Source organism: Chthonobacter albigriseus (assembly GCF_013839445.1).
Taxonomy (GTDB): Bacteria; Pseudomonadota; Alphaproteobacteria; order Rhizobiales; family Pleomorphomonadaceae; genus Chthonobacter; species Chthonobacter albigriseus.
In genome coordinates, this window is record NZ_JACDIT010000005.1 from 131,527 (window position 1) to 148,963 (window position 17,437).

Genomic DNA, 17,437 nt, shown 5'->3' on the forward strand with positions numbered 1-17,437 from the left:
TAAACCGATTCGGCCGCGTTTACTCAGGGCCGCAACGGAATGCGGACACGGGACGTCATGGCGAGCGACATCGAGCCGAACAAGCTTTCCAGCCCCCAGGTCTATCTCTGGCGCATGCTGGTGTTCCTGGTGATCGTGGCCTTCCTGCTGGTGCTGCTCTACCGGCAGCTCCAGACCGCGTTCCTGGCCAATCCCGGGCTCAACGGGCTGATCTTCGCAGTTGGATTCATCGGCATCATCCTGGCGTTCCGGCAGGTGATCCGGCTGTTCCCGGAAGTGCGGTGGGTGAATTCCTATCGCTATGGCGAGCCGGGCCTGGAGGTGCGCAAGCCGCCGGTGCTGCTGGCGCCGATGGCGACGATGCTGGGCGACCGGCTGGGGCAGTCGACGCTGTCGGCCTCGGCGATGCGCTCGCTGCTCGATTCCATCGCCAACCGGCTGGACGAGGCGCGGGAGATTTCCCGCTACCTGACCGGCCTGCTGGTGTTCCTGGGCCTGCTCGGCACGTTCTACGGCCTGATCTCCACGGTGACCTCGGTGGGCAACACCATCCAGGCGCTGGACGTGGGTTCGGGCAGCGCCGGCGTGATCTTCGAAGACCTGAAGAGCGGTCTGCAGGCGCCGCTCAGCGGCATGGGAACGGCGTTCTCGTCGTCGCTGTTCGGGCTCGCCGGATCGCTGATCCTCGGCTTTCTGGACCTGCAGGCCGGGCAGGCGCAGAACCGCTTCTACCTGGACCTGGAGGACTGGCTCTCCACCCAGACCGAACTCGACGAGGGCGACGGTCTCGGGGGCGGGCGCTTCGGCGGCGGCGCCGACCAGTTGAGGGCCTCGATCGACCGGCTGTCGCGGATGATGCAGGACGGCGGAGGGCAGGGGCCGGCGCGCGGATCGCTGCATGCGATGGCCAATCTTGCCGAAGGGGTGCAGGGCCTGGTGCAGCACATGCGGGCCGAGCAGCAGCTGGTGCGCAGCTGGGCCGAGGCGCAGGCCGAGCAGCAGAAGGAGATTCACAAGCTCCTGGAGATCCTGACCGGCGCGGTGGAACGGAACAAGGATTGAGGTCATGATCGGCCGGCGCCGCTTCACAGCCCAGCAGGACTACTGGCCGGCCTTCGTCGACATGCTGACGACGCTGGTGCTGTCGATCATCTTCCTGCTTTCCGTGTTCATGCTGGCGCAGTTCTTTCTCAGCCAGCAGATCACCGACCGCGACACGGTGCTGAACCGCCTCAACGCACAGATCGCCGAGCTGACAGAACTGCTGGCCCTCGAGCGGGCCGGCAACCGGGACCTGCAGGACAGCATCTCGCTGCTGCAGTCCAACCTGACGCAGGCCGAGGCGGCGCGCGCGGAACTGCAGGGGCTGCTTGCCAACAACGAGGGCGCGGCCTCCAGCGCGGACAACGAAATCTCGGTGCTGCAGGGGCAGATCGCGGACGAGAAGCGCGCGAGCCAGCGGGCGCTGGCGCAGGTGGAGCTGCTGAACCAGCAGATCTCGGCCCTGCGCCGGCAGATCGCGGCGCTGGAAGACGCGCTCAACGCTTCGGAGAACCGGGACCGGGAGAGCCAGACGAAGATTGCCGACCTCGGCAAGCGGCTGAACGTGGCGCTGGCGCAGCGGGTGCAGGAACTGGCGCGCTACCGCTCCGACTTCTTCGGACGCCTGCGCGAGATCCTGTCGCAGCGCTCCGACATCCGCGTGGTGGGCGACCGCTTCGTGTTCCAGTCGGAGGTGCTGTTCAACTCCGGGCAGGCCGACGTGAACCCGGAAGGCCAGACCGAGCTGGACAAGCTGGCTGCCGCGCTGATCGAACTGTCAGGCCAGATCCCGCCGGAGATCGCCTGGGTGCTGCGGGTGGACGGGCACACCGACGCGCGCCCGCTGTCCGGCACCGGCCGGTTCCGCGACAACTGGGAACTCTCCTCGGCGCGCGCCATCTCGGTGGTCAAATACCTGATCGGCAAGGGCGTGGCGCCGGAGCATCTGGTGGCCGCCGGGTTCGGCGAGTTCCAGCCGCTGGAGCCCGGCGACGACGACACGGTGAACGCCCGCAACCGCCGGATCGAGTTGAAGCTGACGGAGCGTTGAGGCGGCGGGGGCTGTCCCATCCCCCGGCGATGCGGTCGACGGGGAAAAATGCGTGGGTGGTCCGCCTGCGCGGACCATGACGGATAAAAGGGGGACGGCTTTGCGCAAGCGACGGACCACTGCCCATCTCTGCTGCCGGTTGCTTACTCCGACGGCTTAACGCCGATTGCCGCTTTCGTATTTCCCGTCTGTTACAGTCGCACATAAATTTTGAACCATTCGCGGTCAGGATTCGCGGTAATCACGTTTCACGATCAACGAGCGGCAAGACCCAACATGGCGCGCACCTATTTCGGCACCGATGGCATCCGTGGCACGGCGAACCGCTGGCCGATCACTCCGGAGATCGCGCTCAAGGTGGGAATGGCGGCGGGGCTGGTGTTCCGGCGGGGCGGGCATCGGCACCGGGTGGTGATCGGCAAGGATACGCGCCTGTCCGGCTACATGATCGAGCCGGCGCTGACGGCAGGGTTCACGTCGGTGGGCGTGGACGTGTTCCTGTCCGGGCCTGTGCCGACGCCGGCGATCGCGATGCTGACGCGTTCGCTGCGGGCGGACCTCGGGGTGATGATCTCGGCCTCGCACAATCCGTTCGCCGATAACGGCATCAAGCTGTTCGGGCCGGACGGCTACAAGCTCTCCGACGAGGTGGAAGGCGAGATCGAGGCGATGCTGGAGACCGATCTGACGGGCCAGCTGGCGGCGCCGATGGAACTCGGCCGGGCCAAGCGGCTCGACGGCGTGCGCGACCGCTACGTGGAGTTCGCCAAGCGGACGCTGCCGCGGCACCTGTCGCTGGAAGGGCTGCGCGTGGTGATCGACTGCGCCAACGGGGCCGCCTACAAGGTGGCGCCGGAGGTGCTGTGGGAGCTCGGCGCGGAGGTGGTGGCGCTCGGCGTGGAGCCGAACGGCCTCAACATCAACCGCGATTGCGGGTCGACCAGCCTCGGCGCGGTGGTGGCGAAGGTGCACGAGGTGCGCGCCGACATCGGCATCGCGCTCGACGGCGACGCGGACCGGGTGATCATCATCGACGAGAAGGGCAAGATCGTCGACGGCGACCAATTGATGGCCGTGGTGGCGCAGTCGTGGGCGGAGGACGGCCGGCTCTCCAAGCCGGGCATCGTGGCGACGATCATGTCGAACCTCGGACTGGAGCGCTACCTGAAGGGGCAAGGGCTGGATCTCGTGCGCACGAAGGTGGGCGACCGCTACGTGGTGGAGGAGATGCGCGCCTCCGGCTACAACGTGGGCGGCGAGCAGAGCGGGCACATCGTGCTTTCGGAATTCACGACGACCGGCGACGGACTGGTGGCGGCGCTGCAGGTGCTGGCGGTGGTGAAGAAATACGGCCGGCCGGTGAGCGAGGTCTGCCATCGCTTCGACCCGGTGCCGCAGATCCTCCGCAACGTGAAGTTCGCCGGCGGCAAGCCGCTGGAAGTGGACGCGGTGCGCGCCGCGATCAGCGCGGCGACCGACCGGCTGGGCGCGACCGGCCGGGTGATCGTGCGGCCGTCCGGCACCGAGCCGCTGATCCGCGTGATGGGCGAGGGCGACAACGCCAGCCTGGTGTCGGAAGTGGTGGACGACATCATCACGGCGATCTCGCGGGCGGCCTGAGGGCTCTCGGCCGAATACGTCCTTGGAGCGGCCGGCCGACACCGGCCGCTTTCGCTTTCCGGCATCAGTAGATCCCAGTGCAAAGGCCGGTGTGCGAGGTGCACGTACAGGTCTCGGCCGAGGTGACCTGACAAATCGAACGTTTTCTGGGGGATCCGGTGCGTTTACCTTTCGTCAACCTTAACGATCAGGGTTAACAATCACGGTTAATCTCCGCTTAACCTCACGGCTGTACGGTCGGACCAAGACGGCGAATCCGCCGGAAGTGTTCGAGAAGGGCCGATGCCATGAAGCGTCTGATCACGACGGCGGTGCTGGTCGCCGCCACCCTCCTGCAGGGCGCCGCGCCGACGCTGGCGGCGGACATGCCGGAACCGATCATCGAGATGCCGGAGCCGATGCCTTTGCCGGCCGCCGGCGCGTGGTATCTGCGCGGGGACATCGGCTACAAGATCTACCAGAACCCGAGCGCCCGGCTGGACGATCCGACCGCCGGTTCGGTGACGCCGAACATCTTCTCCAACGAGGATCTGGACGACACCTATTCGGTGGGCGCGGGCGTCGGCTACAAGTTCAACGAGTGGTTCCGCACGGACGTGTCGATCGACTACGAAGGCCCGGCCAACTTCTACGGCCGCTCCCCGTGCGCCGGCGGCGGTTGCGCCCCGACCTTCACGGAAGAGGAGTTCGAGATCTCGGTGTGGTCGGCGCTGGCCAGCATCTATACCGACCTCGGCACCTACAACGGCTTCACTCCGTATCTCGGCGCCGGCATCGGCGCGAGCATGATCCGCACCTCGTCGGCCACCTCCGACGGCGTCGCCACCTACAGCGGCGACACGAACTGGAACTTCGCCTGGGCGCTGATGGCCGGCACGTCCTACGCCTTCAACGACAACTGGTCGATGGATGTGGGCTACCGCTACCTGAACCTCGGCGATGCCAAGTCCGGGCTGGTGGGCACCACGCCGGACACCTTCGTGTCGGTGGAGGACATCCAGGCTCACGAGATCCGGGTGGGCATGCGCTACACCTTCAACTGAGTCCGATCCGGGTTTCCGGGGTTTTGACGGCGGGTCCCTAGGGGGCCCGCCGTTCGCGTTTCCGAAGGACGGCTCCGGAGAACACCGTAGACGGGCGGGACGCGCTTGACGGGCGCGGCCGCTTCCACTAGCAACGGCGGCGGGACACCCTTCCCCAACGAAGGGCGCCCATCTGAGAGGATGGACTGACATGACCGCTGCTGCCTTGCCGGCTCTCAAGCCGGCCGTTCCCCATTTTTCCTCCGGCCCCTGCGCCAAGCGCCCAGGATGGACCGTCGAGGCCTTGAAGGGAGCGGCAGTCGGCCGGTCCCATCGCGCCAAGATCGGCAAGACCAAACTCCTCGACGCCATCGAACTGACCCGCCAGGTGCTGGAAGTGCCTGCGGACTATCGCATCGGCATCGTGCCGGCCTCCGACACCGGCGCCGTGGAGATGGCGATGTGGTCGCTGCTCGGCGAGCGGCCGGTGGACCTGCTCGCCTGGGAAAGCTTCGGCGCGGGCTGGGTGACCGACGCGGTCAAGCAGCTGAAGCTCGCCGACGCGCGGGTGCTGCAGGCCGGCTACGGCGAGCTGCCCGACCTTTCCGCCGTCAACTTCGACCATGACGTGGTGTTCACCTGGAACGGCACCACCTCCGGCGTGCGGGTGCCGAACGGCGACTTCATTCCGGCCGACCGCAAGGGCCTGACGATCTGCGACGCGACGTCGGCCGCCTTCGCGCAGGCGCTGCCGTTCGACAAGCTCGACGTGGTGACCTTCTCCTGGCAGAAGGTGCTGGGCGGGGAAGCCGCCCACGGCATGCTGATCCTCTCCCCGCGGGCGGTGGAGCGGCTGGAAACCTACAAGCCAGCCTGGCCGCTGCCGAAGATCTTCCGCCTGACCTCGGGCGGCAAGCTGATCGAGGGCATCTTCAAGGGCGAGACGATCAACACGCCGTCGATGATCGCGGTTGAGGACTACCTCGACGCGCTCGCCTGGGCGAAATCGGTGGGCGGGCTGAAGGGGCTGATCGCCCGGGCCGACGCCAACACCAAGGCGGTGGCCGATTTCGTGGCCGCGAACGACTTCCTCGACTTCCTGGCGGCGGATCCGGCGATCCGGTCGAACACGTCAGTCTGCCTTAAGTTCACCGATCCGGCGGTTGCCGGGCTCGACGATGCGGGGCAGCAGGCCTTCGTGAAGGCGCTCACCGGGTTCCTGGAAAAGGAGAAGGTGGCCTACGACATCGCGAGCTACCGCGACGCGCCTCCGGGGCTCCGGATCTGGTGCGGGGCGACGGTGGAAACCAGCGACGTCGCCGCGCTGCTGCCGTGGATCAAGGCGGCCTTCGAGAAGACGAAGGCCGAGCTCGCGCAAGCGGCCTGAGGCCGATCGGCGACCCTCATTCCTCATCGTTGCGACCGGGGCCGCGAGCATCGGAGCCTTCTCTTCGAGGAGGGCTCCGGCAGCCGGTTCCGGTGCGAATTCACTGACCCAACTCCAGTCAGGACAGCTCCCATGGCTCCTCGCGTTCTCATCTCGGACAAGCTTTCGCCAACCGCCGTGCAAATCTTCAGGGATCGCGGGGTGGAGGTGGACTACCAGCCGGATCTCGGCAAGGACAAGGACAAGCTCCTTGAGGTCATCGGCAACTACGACGGCCTGGCGATCCGTTCGGCCACCAAGGTGACGGAGAAGGTGATCGCCGCGGCGCCACGCCTGAAGGTGATCGGCCGGGCCGGCATCGGCGTCGACAACGTCGACGTGCCGGCGGCGACCGCCAAGGGCGTGATCGTGATGAACACGCCGTTCGGCAACTCGATCACCACGGCCGAGCATGCGATCGCGATGATGTTCGCGCTCGCCCGGCAGATCCCGGAGGCGAACGCCTCGACGCATGCCGGCAAGTGGGAGAAGAACCGCTTCATGGGCGTTGAACTGACGTCGAAAACGCTCGGCGTGATCGGCTGCGGCAACATCGGCTCGATCGTAGCGGAGCGGGCGATCGGACTTCGCATGCACGTCGTCGCCTATGATCCTTTCCTGTCTCAGGAAAGGGCGCTCGATCTCGGCGTCGAAAAGGTCGAGCTCGACGAGCTGTTCCGGCGCGCCGACTTCATCACGCTGCACACGCCGCTGACGGAGAAGACGCGCAACATCATCGACATCTCGGCGCTTCTGAAGATGAAGAAGGGCGTGCGGATCATCAACTGCGCGCGCGGCGGCCTGATCGTCGAAGCCGACCTCAAGGCGGCGCTCGATTCCGGGCATGTGGCGGGCGTGGCGCTCGACGTGTTCGAGGTGGAGCCGGCGACGGAGCATCCGCTGTTCAACCATCCGAACGTGGTGGCGACGCCGCACCTCGGCGCCTCGACAACGGAAGCGCAGGAGAACGTGGCGCTGCAGGTGGCCGAGCAGATGGCGGACTACCTGGTGAAGGGCGCCGTGCAGAACGCCCTCAACATGCCGTCCATCACGGCGGAGGAAGCGCCACGGCTGGTGCCGTTCGTCAAGCTCGCCGAACTGCTGGGCTCGTTCGCCGGGCAGCTGACGGAGACCGGCATCAAGGGCATCCGGATCGAATACGAAGGCGAAGTCGCCGACATGAACACCCGCGCCCTGACGGCGGCGGCGCTGACCGGCGTCCTGCGGCCGCTGCTGCAGACCGTCAACATGGTGTCGGCGCCGGTGATGGCGAAGGAGCGGGGCATCCAGGTTTCCGAGGTGCGCCGCGACGACGCGGAGAACTACGAGAGCCTGATCCGACTGGTGGTCGTCACCGACCGGCAGGAGCGCGGCGTGGCGGGCACGGTGTTCGCCGACGGGCGGCCGCGGATCGTGGAGATCAAGGGCATCAAGATGGAAGCCGAGTTCGGCAAGTCCATGATCTACGTGACGAACGAGGACAAGCCGGGGTTCATCGGCCGCTTCGCCGGGCTGCTCGGCGATGCCGGCGTCAACATCGCCACCTTCGCGCTCGGCCGCCACGCCCAAGGCGCCGACGCGATTTGCCTGGTGGAGGTTGACGGCGACGTGCCGGCGGCGGTGCTTTCGGCGATCGCGGACATCCCGGCGGTGCGGCAGGCAAAGGCGCTGACGTTCTGAGGCGGTGAAGCAGGCAGTAGGCAGTCGGGGGCGCGGTTCGAAAGGACCGCGCCCCCCTGTTTTAGCGGAGTGCCATGTCTGGCGGGCGTCGTGCGCGAGTCGAGGTGGCGGGAGTTGATCAGGCCTTAGCGTTCGGGCGGTAGGATCGTGCATTCCGGTCGCGAGGCCCCATGTCGATCGAGCCACAGCAACGCAATGCACTAGCCTTGCCCTTCCTGATCGGAGTGGCGGGTGCCTGGGGGTTTGCCGAGGCTGTGCTGTTCTTCGTGGTGGTCGATGTCGCGATCGGTTGGATCGCAATGTCCAGAGGCGCGGCAGCGGGGATCTCGGCGGCCCTGGCCGCAGCGGCAGGCGCTGCAATCGGCGGCGTGTCGGTTGCGATGGTTGCGACCGTGGTGCCTCATCTGGTCGAGGCGGCGATCCTGGCCGTGCCGGCGATCTCGCCGCAGACATTCATCGATGCGGAACGCGCGATCGCGGGACAGGGCTGGACGTTAGCGGCGCTGCTCGGTTCCGTGAGCGGCGAACCGTTCAAGGTCTTCGCGTTCCTTTCGCCTGCCGCGGACCTGTCGCCGGTGGCCTTGCTCCTTCTAACTCCGGTCGTGCGGCTGCCGCGCTTCGTGGCGGTCGCTTTGGCTTTTGCAGCACTCGGACGGCTGTGCCGAGGGCGGGCGCCAAAGCTTGTCGCGGCCCTGTTCATTGGTGCCTGGACGGCGTTCTACGCGCTGTTCTGGACCTTCACGCCCTGGTAGCCGGCATCGTCATCCGGCCGGCACCAACCTGCGCCAGAGGCGGCCGTCGATGGCGGCAAGGCCGAGCATGATGATGGCCATGCCGGCCCACTGGCGGGGCTCCAGATGCTCGCCGAGGACGAGGACGCCGAGGAAGATGGCGCTGACCGGGACGAGGAAGGTGACCAGCATGACGTTGGAGCCGGCGAGCGTGAGGATGCGGAAGAAGACGACGTAGGCAAGCGCGGTGGCGAAGAAGGCGAGGAAGAGGACGGCGGCGATCACGTCGGCCGGCGGGACCGGAACAGTCCAGGGCTGCTCCAGGACAAGCGCGAGGGGCAGCACGATCAGCGTCGACATGGTGAGCTGGCCGGCCGCGGTCTGCATGGGCGGGCGGCCGCGGAAGCGGCGGGCCCAGAGCGTGGAGAAGGCATAGGAGACGGTGGCGGCGAGACAGGCGAGTTCGGCCAGGATGTGGCCGCCGAGTTCGTCAAGGGCGGACGGGCCGAGCAGGACGGCGACGCCGACGAAGCCCAGCACGACGCCGACGCTCTTGTTGACGGTGAGGCGGTCGTCGGTGGTGAAGGCATGGGCAACGAGGGCGGTGGCGATCGGGGTGAAGGCGTTGAGAATGGACGCGAGGCCGGCGCCGATGGTGGCGGTGCCGTAGAAGATGAGGGCGAAGGGGATGACGTTGTTGAGCAGGCCCATGCCGGCGTAGTCGACCAGCGAGCGGCGGTCGGTGGGCATTCGGCTGCCGGAGAGGGCGAGCACGGCGTGGAGGGCCAGCGCGGCGAGCAGCACGCGCGCGAAGACGAGCGTCAGCGGCGGCAGGACGGGCGCGGCGATGCGGGCGGAGAGATACGAGCCGCCCCACAGGAGCGAGAGGGCGATCAGCAGGATCCAGGCGAGGCGGGACATGAGGCTCTCAGCTTTGGTGGCGGGTGGTCCTATCGGCGGGGGCAGGCGGGTGTCCACCCGATTTCACGCTCAATGCTTGCGGGCGCGTTCGGCGATGAGGATGCCGCCGAACACGAGAGCGAGGGCGACGGCATGGAAGGGGTGGAACGGCTCGCCGAGGACCAGGACAGCGAGCACGGCGGCGAAGACCGGGATCAGGTTGACGAACACGCCCGCCCGGCCTGGGCCGATCAGTTCGACGCCACGCACGAAGAAGATCTGGCTGAGAACGGAGGGAAAGACGGCGCAGTAGGCGACCGTTGCCCAGCCGACGGGGGTCGGCCAGCGGAACTCCCCGATGGCGACCTCGGCCGCGACCAGCGGCAACGACGATAGGAAGGCGGCGATGGCCAGGCCGGCGAAGAAGGAGAGGCCGGAGACGGCGGGGCGATCCGGCAGCCACACCGTATAGAGCGCGTAGGCCAGGCAGGCGCCGAGCATCAGGAGATCACCGAAATTGAAGGAAAGGCCGGCGACAGCGGCAAGGTCGCCTTTGGTGGCGACGACGCCGACGCCGGCCAGGGTGATCAGCATACCGAGAATCTGCACGGCTTTCGGCCGGGTGGCGCGCAGCAGGAAGGCGATGAGGAAGACGAGGGCCGGGATGCCGCCCTGGATGATGCCGATGTTGACCGCCGAGGTGAAATGGGCGGCGATGTAGTAGAAGGCGTTGAAGGCGGTGAACCCGAGGGTGCCCATGACGGCGACGTAGACGAGACGTGTCTTCAGGACCGGCCAGTCGCGTGCGAGGGACCGCCGGGCGATCACCGCCAGGATCACGAGCACGCCGAACCAGCGCAGGGTGGTCAAGGCCATCGGCGAGACGTCGCCCACCGCGATCCGGCTGGCGATGACGTTGCCGGCCCAGAACAGGCTGGCGCCGGAGAGCAGGAGATAGGCGTTGTCGAAGGCGCGTCGGGGTGGGCGGGTGGCGGGCTGGGCCATCGGGATCCTCGGCTGGAGGCTCCCTATAGACCCGCCGCTGTCCGGTTTCCATTGCCGGAAGTGACCGGGCGTCCGGTTTCAGGGCAACGTGCCGGTCTTGAACTCTGCCTCGGGCTCCGGGCTCGGCTCGGACATCTGGTAGCTGACGACGTGGGCGAGCTTCGCGCCGGTGACGCGCAAGTCCAGGAAGTAGGTGGATACCTGGAACGCGAGGATCATGAAGCAGGCGTAGAAGAGGACGGGCCAACGGGCCTCTACGACGTTCACCCCGCGCAGGATCCAGTCGGCGAAACGGGAGCGCACGACCAACCAGACGGAAAGGATGCCGATCGTCGCCCCGCCGAGGATGTCGGAGGCGAAATGCAGGCCGAAGTAGATGCGCGGAATGCAGACGACGACAAGCGCCCAGACCAGGGCGGCGATGCCGACGCGGCGGTTGAGCAGGAAGACGCCGGCCGCCAGCGCGACCGACAGCGCTGCGGTGTCGCTGGGGAACGAGCTCCAACTGGCGAGGAGATCATGGTCGGCTCCATGCGGCAGGACGAAGTCGATCGAGGAGTCGGACCGAGGGCGTGCGCGCATCGGGCCAAGGTTCTGCCAGACGCGGCTGATGCCCATGGCCAGGAAGGCGCCGATGAGCGTGGAGAGAATGTTGCGGCGGTCCGCCGGTCGGTCGGGACCAACGAGCCAGTAGGCCGACAGCACCGCCACGAAGGGGAGTGCCTTGAACGTGTCGGCGTTGACCAGGAGGCCTATGAGGTGGTCGGCCGTCCAGCTCCGGGTGGCGAACTGGTTGAGCGCCCCCAAGATCCAAAGATCCAACTCCTGGATCATCGGGCGAACTCCCCCAGCATCATCATCGTCGGCAACACTTGCCACTCGGGTTCGCCTTTAGCACAGCAAACCTTTCGTCGGCGAGATCCCTGACCGGGAAAAAGGACTCGGCCGCTGCTCCGTCCGCATCGCCGAAGGCGTCCCGGCTGGAGTGCGGTCAGCCCGGATCTTCCGTGTCGGGTGACGGGACGGCCGGAACCGCGATGGTTTCGACCTCGGCGGAGCGGTGATGCTCGAAGGCGTTGGCAATTCGTTTGCCGGCGGTGCGAATGTCGAAAAAGTATGTGGACAGTTGGAAGGCGACGAACAGAGCGACCGCGTAGAAGAGGCCCGGCCAACGTGCTTCGGCGAGACCGACCGGTCGGGCGAGCCAATCGGGCAGCGAGGAGCGGTCGGCCGAGTAGACGGCGAGGATGCCGATCAAGGTGCCAGCGGCGATATCGGAGGGGTAGTGCAGGCCGAAATAGATGCGCGGCAGGCAGCTGAGGACGAAGCCCCAGATGAGCATGACCACGCCGAGGCGGCGGTTCAGCAGGAAGATGCCGAAGGCGAGGGCCATCGTCAGGCCCGCGGTGTCGCTGGGGAAGGAGCTCCAATCGAGGCGCTCGGCCCGCGTCGCGCCGCTGGGCATGACGAAGTCGAGCAACGGATCCTGCTGCGGGCGGGGCCGGGCGGGGCCGAGGTTCTGCCAGGCGCGGGTAATCACCATGGCGACGAAAGCGCCGATCAGGGTGGACAGGACGGTCCGGCGGTGTTCGGTCTGGTTGCCGCGAGCGAACCAATAGCCGGTGAGGACCACCACGAACGGCAGAGCCTTGACGGTGTCGGCGTTGATGAGGAAGGAGATTGCGCGATCGAAGGCCCAGCTCTTCTGCGCATATGAATTGATGAAGGCGACCAGCGCCTTGTCGATGTCCCAAAGCATGGCGGCCTCCCCCACAGAGGTCCGGGTAAACGTTCGGTAGGGCCGAGAACTTCGTACTTATCGACTAAAAATAACAATTTCTGGGCGATAAACAGCCGATTCTTTAGCAAAGACAAGCAGGTTCGCGCAAGTCGCCTTGCCCGAAATGACGGGGATAAGTTAACGGATGGCAGGTGGAGCTCCGTGCGATTTCGTGCCGCGGGGCGCTACAACTCCGGGGAGCCGGTGGGATCACCGGCCCGCTGGACAGGCTCAGCGGCGGTCGGCCCGTCAGTGGCATTGAGCAGGCGGGTGCCGGCCACGCGGATATCCAGAAAATAGGTGGAGATCTGGAAGGCTGCGATCATGAACCCGGCGTAGAACACAGCCGGCCAGCGGGCTTCGATGAAGGCCGCAGGCTTGCCGATCCAATCAGGGAGCGGACTGGCCGAGACCAGGAGGACGGAGACTCCGCCCACAAGACCGCCGACGACGATATCCGTGGGATAGTGGAGCCCGAAATATATCCGTGGCAGGCAGACGCCGATCAGCGCCCAGGCCAGCATCAGCGCGCCGAGCGGGCGGCTCATCAGGAGGATGCCGACGGCAAGCGCCATGGTGAGGCCCGCGGTGTCGCTCGGAAAGGAACTCCAGGAGGCGAGCAGTTCGTGCTGATCGCCGGCGGGAACCTGGAAGTTCAGGGCGGGCTCCTCACGCGGGCGCAGGCGCATCGGGCCCTCGTTCTGCCAAATGCGGGTGACGACCATGGCGATGAGGGCGCCGACGATGGTGGAAAGAACGGTGCGCCGCCGTCCGACACGATCCGCCACGGTAAACCAGAAGCCGGTGAGTATGACGATGAAAGGAAGCGCCTTCAGGGAATTGGCATCGAGCAGGAAGGCGACGGACTTGTCGAAGAGCCAGTTCTGCCGGGCGTAGACGTTCATCGTCGTGACGACCCAGGCATCAAAATCAGTCAACATTCAAAAAATCTCCCGGCCCCCCGGGTGGTCTGCATGATTAAAAAATGAATAGACAGCTTACAAATTATTATGAAAAGCGGATGCTATCCAACCCCCACTTTTGGATTTGGCGGCGATCACGCCGACCATGGCTGGTCGGTCGCCTACTCGCGCTCACCGGAAATGGCGGCAGCGTCGGGCGGGGTGGGTGCCGACGAGACGGTTGTCGGCGCGGGGTTCAGGAGGTGGGTGCCCAGCCGCCGCGCGTCGTCGAACATGGTGGTAACCTGGAAGACGAAGGCCAGCGCGGCCGGGTAGAAGATCGAGGGATACCGAGTCATGACCCGGTCCGAGGCGATCGCCAGACGTCTCGGCAAGCCCGTGACATAGACGAGGACGACCGCGCCAGCGCCGATGGCGGCGCCAACGAGGATGTCGGAGGGGAAGTGGAAGCCCAGGTAAACGCGCGGTAGCGAGCCGACGACCCCCGCCCAGACCAGCGCCAGAAGCCCGAAGCGGCGGTGTGCGAGAAACACGCCCGTCGCCAGTGCGAACAGCAGGCTGGCGGTGTCGCTCGGGAAGGAGCTCCAGCCGGCAAGGGTGGGCTCGGAGAGGCCGGTCGGGTGGTTGAAGTCGACAGCCGGGTGCTCGAAGGGGCGAGGCCGGTGCGGCCCGAAGTTCTGGATGAGCCGGGTGACCAGGACGGCAAGGATGCCGCCGCCGAAGCCTGCGATCACCGCCGCCCGGCGGTTCTGTCGCTCGGCCATAACGAACCAGAATCCGGTGAGGAGCAAGACGAGTGGCAGGGCCTTCAGAGAATGGCTCGCCGCGACGGCGGCGATCACCCGATTGAGATAGGCGCTTTCGTCGGCCAGGCTGTTCAACAGCAACAGGCTTGCCACTTCCCAGCCGGCGGTCATCCCGTAAACTCCTAAACCAACCCTAATTTTTCACGCTATTGTTCGACGCCTGAAGTTGCAATGCCCGAATTGACGATGGTCCCGGGCAGGCTTAATCGCCGTCGACCTTTGCCCGCGCTTGGCGGGACGGGGGCGAGGGGCTATAGTCGGTCAAGCCCCGGTGCGAGGATGCATCGGGGCTTTCCGCGTGTGGGCGATGCTCCCCCCGGGAACCCCGAGTCGCGCTTACTTCGAGGACTTCTGGTTCGATGGCGAATGTGGTTGTGGTCGGCTCGCAGTGGGGCGACGAAGGCAAGGGCAAGATCGTCGACTGGCTCTCGGAGCGGGCCGACGTGGTCGTTCGGTTCCAGGGCGGGCACAACGCCGGCCACACGCTGGTGATCGACGGGATCTCCTACAAGCTGTCGCTGCTGCCGTCCGGCGTCGTGCGGCCAAACAAGCTTTCGGTGATCGGCAACGGCGTGGTGCTCGACCCGCACGCTTTCGTGCGCGAGGTGAAGAAGCTGGCCGAACAGGGCGTGACCGTGACGCCGGAGAACCTGCGGATCGCGGAGAACGCGAGCCTGATCCTGTCGCTGCACCGGGAGCTCGACGAACTGCGCGAGAATTCCAACACCGGCACCAAGATCGGCACGACCAAGCGGGGCATCGGTCCGGCCTACGAGGACAAGGTGGGGCGGCGGGCCATCCGGGTGATGGATCTGGCCGACAAGGACGTGCTGACGGCGCGGATCGAGCGGCTGCTCGCGCATCACAATCCGCTGCGCCGCGGGCTCGGCCAGCCGGAGATCGCGGTGGAGACGATCCACGCTGAACTGACCGAGGTCGCGGACTTCGTGCTGCCCTTCGTTGACACCGTCTGGCGCCTGCTGGACGAGCGGCGGCGGGCCGGCGCGCGCATCCTGTTCGAGGGCGCGCAAGGAGCGCTGCTCGACAACGACCACGGCACCTATCCGTTCGTGACATCGTCGAACACCACGGCAGGCCAAGCGGCGACCGGCTCGGGGCTCGGGCCCGGCGCGCTCGACTATGTGCTCGGCATCACGAAGGCCTACACCACGCGGGTGGGCGAGGGGCCGTTCCCGACCGAACTCCACGACGAAGTGGGCGAATTCCTGGGGACACGGGGCCACGAGTTCGGCACGGTGACCGGGCGCAAGCGGCGCTGCGGCTGGTTCGACGCGGTGCTGGTGCGCCAGACGGTGCGCGTGTCGGGCATCAACGGGATCGCGCTGACCAAGCTCGACGTGCTGGACGGGCTGGACGAGATCAAGGTGTGCGTCGGATACAGGCTGGACGGACGGGAACTCGACTACCTGCCGGCGAGTCAGGAGGCGCAGGCCAAGGTGGAGCCGATCTACCAGACCCTGGAAGGCTGGCAGGACACCACGCGCGGCGCGCGGTCCTGGGCGGATCTGCCGGCGCAGGCGGTGAAGTACGTGCGGTATGTGGAGGAACTGATCGGCGCGCCGGTGGCGCTGTTGTCGACGAGCCCCGATCGCCTGGATACCATTCTGGTGCAGGATCCTTTCCAGGACTGACCGTGATTCGCGGTTGACGGAGAGACAAGAGGCGATGGCCGACTACTACCCAGTACTCAAGCGCGCGATCAGCTCGCTGCCGACCAGTTCGGGCGAGGCACGGCGCGCGGTGTACGAGAAGGCGAGGGCGGCCCTCGTCAACCAGCTGAAATCCTACGATCCGCCGCTGTCGCCGGCGGAGATCACCGATCAGCGGCTGCAGCTGGAAGAGAGCATCCGGCGCGTGGAGGTGGAGTACGCCGACGCCGCCTTCGGGCTGTCGGACGACACTGCTGCACGTCAGCCGCAGGTGGCGCCGGCTCCCGTTCAGCCGCAGATCAGCGCGCCTCCGCCTCCGCCTCCCCAGCCGCCGCAACGGCCCTACGAAGAGCCGGTGCGCGCCGAAGCACGCCGGCCTGAGCCGCCGCGACCCGAACCGGCGCCGCCCCCGGCCGTGGAGCCGAAGCCGGCGCCGACTCTGGGACGGGCGACGCCGACCGCCGTCAAACCGGCGCCGATGGAGCCGCGGGTGCCGACGGCGGTGCGCAGCCCGGCCCCGGCCGCGCTGGATCCAGCGGTCGACGCGGGGATGTCGGCGCTGAAATCGACGCGCGAGCAGGCCGAGGAGCTGGGCGGCGCGAGCGCGCAGGCGGTGCAGTCGGCGCGCGAGGCGATCGAGGACGACAGCGACGCACCGGCTCGCGTGGAGCCGGGCTTCATGGAAGGCCCGCGCCCGGAACGCCGGCCACGGGCGGACCGGCCCGTCGCCGCGCGTCCGCCGCCGCGGCCCGCGCGGCTGGACAAGACGAAGAAGCGCAGCGGACGCGGCCCGTTGTTCTGGCTGATGTCGCTGCTCCTGCTGGCGGTGCTCGGGGGCGGGGCGCTCGCCTATCTGCGGCCGGACCTCCTGCGATCGGCGGGACTGCCGGTGCCGTTCGCCGATACCGCCGTCGACGAGACGCCGCCGCCGGAAACGGTGGACGCGCCGGCCGAGACCACCGCCGCGGAAACCACCCCGCCCGCGGACGGGTTGGAGCCGAAGATCCTGGACCGGCTGCCGGAGGACGGCGCCGAGGCGGAGACCCCCGTGGCGCCGGATGCCCGCAGCGTGCAGACGCAGCGCGTGGTGCCGCCGACGGCGGGAGAGACGCCCCCGGCGACGCCGGACCCTGCACCGGCGGCGCCAAGCGAAACGCCCCCGCCGGCCGTCGCACAGCCGCCGGTTGCGGCGACCGCACCCGCAACGCCGCAGGCCGGAGACGGTCAGGTGCTGGTGGCGCAGCGCGCCATCCTCTACGAGGAGCCGATCCCCGGATCGGAGGGCGCGCGGCTGGAAGGCCGGGTGATCTGGTCTTTCGTGAACGAGCCGGTGCTGCCGGGAGAGCCGCCGTCGCCGCAGGTGCGGGCGACGGTGGAAGTGCCCGACCGCAACATCACGCTGTCGCTGTCGATCCGCAAGAACAGCGACGCAGCGCTGCCGGCAAGCCACATCCTGGAGCTCTCCTTCGCGCTGCCGCCGGACTTCTCCGGCCGGTTCATCGACACCACGCCGGGGCTGATCCTGAAGCAGACCGAGGACGCGCGCGGCGATCCGCTGATCGGCGCCGTGGCAAAGGTTTCGGACAACCTGTTCTGGCTGGCCCTGTCCGGCACGCCGCAGGACACGCCGCGCAACATCGCGCTGCTCAGGGACCGCCAGTGGATGGACGTGCCGATCCGCTACGGCAACCGCCGGCGCGCGATCCTGACCTTCGAGAAGGGCGCGCCGGGCGAGCAGGTGTTCGCGGAGGCGTTCCGCGCCTGGGGGCAGTGAGCAGGCGG

The 17,437-nt window shown here is 67.4% G+C and carries 15 protein-coding genes; 9 read left to right on the forward strand and 6 right to left on the reverse strand.

The genetic code is table 11. The features are described from left to right. Window positions 1-57 precede the first annotated feature (57 nt). From HZ321_RS14535 to HZ321_RS14565, 7 genes are all read left to right on the forward strand, one after another. The gene (locus HZ321_RS14535; RefSeq protein WP_181703105.1) at window positions 58-1,062 is read left to right on the forward strand and encodes a flagellar motor protein MotA; all 1,005 of its coding nucleotides are present in this window, start codon (window positions 58-60) and stop codon (window positions 1,060-1,062) included. Between the two features lie 4 nt (window positions 1,063-1,066). Then, window positions 1,067-2,092, forward strand: a complete 1,026-nt coding sequence (locus HZ321_RS14540; protein WP_181703106.1) for a peptidoglycan -binding protein — start codon at window positions 1,067-1,069, stop codon at window positions 2,090-2,092. A gap of 276 nt (window positions 2,093-2,368) precedes the next feature. Further along, window positions 2,369-3,712, forward strand: coding sequence for a phosphoglucosamine mutase (gene glmM, locus HZ321_RS14545; RefSeq protein ID WP_181703107.1), 1,344 nt, complete (start codon window positions 2,369-2,371; stop codon window positions 3,710-3,712). 287 nt (window positions 3,713-3,999) lie between these two features. Then, entirely contained in the window at window positions 4,000-4,755 is a 756-nt protein-coding gene (locus tag HZ321_RS14550; protein WP_181703108.1) for an outer membrane protein, read from the forward strand. 190 nt (window positions 4,756-4,945) lie between these two features. Beyond that, window positions 4,946-6,121 carry a phosphoserine transaminase gene (locus HZ321_RS14555; protein ID WP_181703109.1) on the forward strand — a complete coding sequence of 392 codons (1,176 nt, stop codon included), beginning with the start codon at window positions 4,946-4,948 and terminating at the stop codon, window positions 6,119-6,121. A gap of 132 nt (window positions 6,122-6,253) precedes the next feature. Further along, window positions 6,254-7,840, forward strand: a complete 1,587-nt coding sequence (serA, locus tag HZ321_RS14560; protein WP_181703110.1) for a phosphoglycerate dehydrogenase — start codon at window positions 6,254-6,256, stop codon at window positions 7,838-7,840. Window positions 7,841-8,010: 170 nt separating this feature from the next. Continuing rightward, complete coding sequence (locus tag HZ321_RS14565) at window positions 8,011-8,592, forward strand: hypothetical protein (RefSeq protein WP_181703111.1); 582 nt, start codon at window positions 8,011-8,013, stop codon at window positions 8,590-8,592. Window positions 8,593-8,601: 9 nt separating this feature from the next. Here the strand turns inward: HZ321_RS14565 and HZ321_RS14570 are convergent, their stop codons facing one another. The 6 genes from HZ321_RS14570 to HZ321_RS14595 form a co-directional block, all read right to left on the reverse strand. Next, window positions 8,602-9,492, reverse strand: coding sequence for a DMT family transporter (locus HZ321_RS14570; protein ID WP_181703112.1), 891 nt, complete (start codon window positions 9,490-9,492; stop codon window positions 8,602-8,604). A 69-nt stretch (window positions 9,493-9,561) separates the two neighbouring features. Beyond that, a complete protein-coding gene (locus HZ321_RS14575) occupies window positions 9,562-10,476 on the reverse strand; it encodes a DMT family transporter (RefSeq protein WP_181703113.1) in 915 nt (304 codons plus the stop codon). A gap of 78 nt (window positions 10,477-10,554) precedes the next feature. Next, a complete protein-coding gene (locus tag HZ321_RS14580; RefSeq protein ID WP_181703114.1) occupies window positions 10,555-11,310 on the reverse strand; it encodes a phosphatase PAP2 family protein in 756 nt (251 codons plus the stop codon). A 157-nt stretch (window positions 11,311-11,467) separates the two neighbouring features. Next, entirely contained in the window at window positions 11,468-12,235 is a 768-nt protein-coding gene (locus tag HZ321_RS14585) for a phosphatase PAP2 family protein (protein ID WP_181703115.1), read from the reverse strand. 206 nt (window positions 12,236-12,441) lie between these two features. Further along, window positions 12,442-13,197 (reverse strand): phosphatase PAP2 family protein, encoded by a 756-nt coding sequence (locus HZ321_RS14590; RefSeq protein ID WP_181703116.1) that lies wholly within the window; start codon window positions 13,195-13,197, stop codon window positions 12,442-12,444. Window positions 13,198-13,340: 143 nt separating this feature from the next. Continuing rightward, complete coding sequence (locus HZ321_RS14595) at window positions 13,341-14,096, reverse strand: phosphatase PAP2 family protein (RefSeq protein WP_181703117.1); 756 nt, start codon at window positions 14,094-14,096, stop codon at window positions 13,341-13,343. Window positions 14,097-14,344: 248 nt separating this feature from the next. On the opposite strand from HZ321_RS14595, the gene HZ321_RS14600 reads away from it, so the two are divergent. Beyond that, a complete protein-coding gene (locus tag HZ321_RS14600) occupies window positions 14,345-15,637 on the forward strand; it encodes an adenylosuccinate synthase (protein ID WP_181703118.1) in 1,293 nt (430 codons plus the stop codon). A gap of 34 nt (window positions 15,638-15,671) precedes the next feature. After that, the gene (locus HZ321_RS14605; RefSeq protein ID WP_181703119.1) at window positions 15,672-17,429 is read left to right on the forward strand and encodes a hypothetical protein; all 1,758 of its coding nucleotides are present in this window, start codon (window positions 15,672-15,674) and stop codon (window positions 17,427-17,429) included. Window positions 17,430-17,437: the final 8 nt, after the last annotated feature.